The organism is Streptomyces sp. DI166 (assembly GCF_900091315.1).
Lineage (GTDB): Bacteria > Actinomycetota > Actinomycetes > Streptomycetales > Streptomycetaceae > Streptomyces > Streptomyces fuscus.
In genome coordinates, this window is sequence record NZ_FLSP01000225.1 from 1 (window position 1) to 1,734 (window position 1,734).

The 1,734-nt window shown below is 68.9% G+C and carries 3 protein-coding genes; all 3 read right to left on the reverse strand.

Annotated elements, in window-relative coordinates:
• Positions 1 to 42: 42 nt before the first annotated feature.
• Positions 43 to 495 (reverse strand): DUF5959 family protein, encoded by a 453-nt coding sequence (locus GA0115233_RS39945; RefSeq protein ID WP_141689668.1) that lies wholly within the window; start codon positions 493 to 495, stop codon positions 43 to 45.
• Positions 496 to 579: 84 nt separating this feature from the next.
• Positions 580 to 1,128, reverse strand: coding sequence for a transposase (locus GA0115233_RS39950; RefSeq protein WP_255310526.1), 549 nt, complete (start codon positions 1,126 to 1,128; stop codon positions 580 to 582).
• Positions 1,125 to 1,664 (reverse strand): winged helix-turn-helix domain-containing protein, encoded by a 540-nt coding sequence (locus GA0115233_RS39955; RefSeq protein WP_093725690.1) that lies wholly within the window; start codon positions 1,662 to 1,664, stop codon positions 1,125 to 1,127. Before GA0115233_RS39955 ends, GA0115233_RS39950 begins: the two co-directional genes overlap by 4 nt.
• Positions 1,665 to 1,734 lie beyond the last annotated feature (70 nt).

The window sequence follows — 1,734 nt, forward strand, 5'->3', positions numbered from 1 at the left end:
ACTGAACTTGAATGCGTGATGTCGGCGGTTTGGATCAGGTGATCACCGCTTGCGGTTGGGGCTCCACTCGTAGGCTCCCGGGGCCGTCTCGATGACTTCGCGGGGCCAGGCCAGCCGGACCTGTTCCAGGCGCCCGCGGTGCTCAGCGATCCAGTCTCCCTGGGGCCGCGTTCCCAGGACCGTCGTAAGGCGGTCCGGGTCGCTCACCTGGATCGACAGCCAGCCGTCTTCGTGCATGTGGATGTCGAGGCTCAGGCCGCGCTCTCCGCCGATGCTGGCTGTCTGGCCGGGACGCAGATTGGACAGCTGCTGCTCCCAGGAGTCCAGGTCATGCGGGAAGAGGTAAAGGTCGAGCCGGGCGTCGACGAAACTCGCGGAGGCGAGCACGTCCGCGTGCAGGATGTCGTGGCCGGTCAGCACGCCCGGCTGGAACCGTCCCGTGACGCGCACGATGCAGCGGTCCCCATCCGGACCGGCGAGGTGGATAAGGTCCATCGGAGCGGGCTCCGTCATGAAGTTGCTCGCTTTCGTGCGCTGGTGTGGGCTGCATCGTCTCCCATCGCCGGTCGAGCGACACCGTCAGGCCCCGGCCTGAGAATCAAGGGCCCAAGGGGCCAGGCCGGTGCCGGCGAGACAGCCGTCGACCAGATCCGGGCGGTACTGGATCTGCTTGAGCCTGCGCTTGACGGCCCGGGTGATCTGGCCAAGGTCGGCTGCGGCGAGGTTTCCGATGTCGCGCTTCACCAGCGACCAGATGCCCTCCTGCGGGTTCAAGTCCGGTGAGTAACTGGGAAGCTGGAAGACGGTGAGCCAGTCCGCGTGGTCGGCGATGAACTCGCGTAGTGGCTCGACGAGGTGCATGCGCAGGTTGTCCCAGACCAGCACGATCGGGCCGCCGAGCTGGATGTGCGCTCTGACCAGCAGGTCGCGCAGGTCGCGCCAGCCGATGCCCTTCGGCTCGCCCTTGCGGCCCCGGTACTCACGGACCGAGTAGAACATCCTCGACCGCTTCCCCGGCTTGTAGCAGGTCAGCCCGGCCATGGACACCCGGCCCGAGCCCCGGCCACGGACCCGGACCACAGGCGTTGAGCCCTTGCGGCCCCAGCTTCTCCCGCGCGGCGGCGTCATCGACTGCCCGGCTTCGTCCTCGAAGACGATCCAGCCGCCACACGCCGCCGCGGTGCTCTTACCCGCGGCCAGGTCTCCCTCTTCCAGACCTCGACCGCCGCGTCGTCGCGCTCGATCGCCCGCCGGGCGGGCTGCTGCCAGGACCAACCGTGCCGCTTCAGCAACAGCCACGTGCCTTCCACCGTGTAGCTCACGTGGAACAGCCGGCCGATCAACGTCTTGATCCGGGCCAGTGTCCAGCGCTGGTCGGTCCAGCCGTGGACCAGCGGCCCGCGTTCCAGCTCCCGTTCCAGCCTCGCGATCTGCGCTTCACCGAGCCTCGGCCGCCCCGGCGACCCCTTCGACAGGACCCCCGCTTTGCCGCGCTCGCGCCACTGGCGGCGCCACCGCTCCACGGACCGCTCGCTGACCCGCAGCGCGGCAGCGATCTCCCTGTTCTTCTGCCCGCTCTCGAAGCGTTCCACGGCCTGCAGCCGGACTCGCTCCCTCGCGGCCCTCCCGGCGTCGGTCAACCCGCCGCCCTGTGCATACCTCACGGTCCATGGCTACCGGAGCGGACCGGCCGCCGTCAGGCGAACGGCTCCGACATCACCCAATCAAGTTCAG

What these genes read in the sequence shown, in the direction of transcription:
- GA0115233_RS39950 (WP_255310526.1), bottom strand. Translation starts at nt 1,128, where the DNA reads ATGACGCCGCCGCGCGGGAGAAGCTGGGGCCGCAAGGGCTCAACGCCT.
- GA0115233_RS39945 (WP_141689668.1), bottom strand. Translation starts at nt 495, where the DNA reads ATGGACCTTATCCACCTCGCCGGTCCGGATGGGGACCGCTGCATCGTG.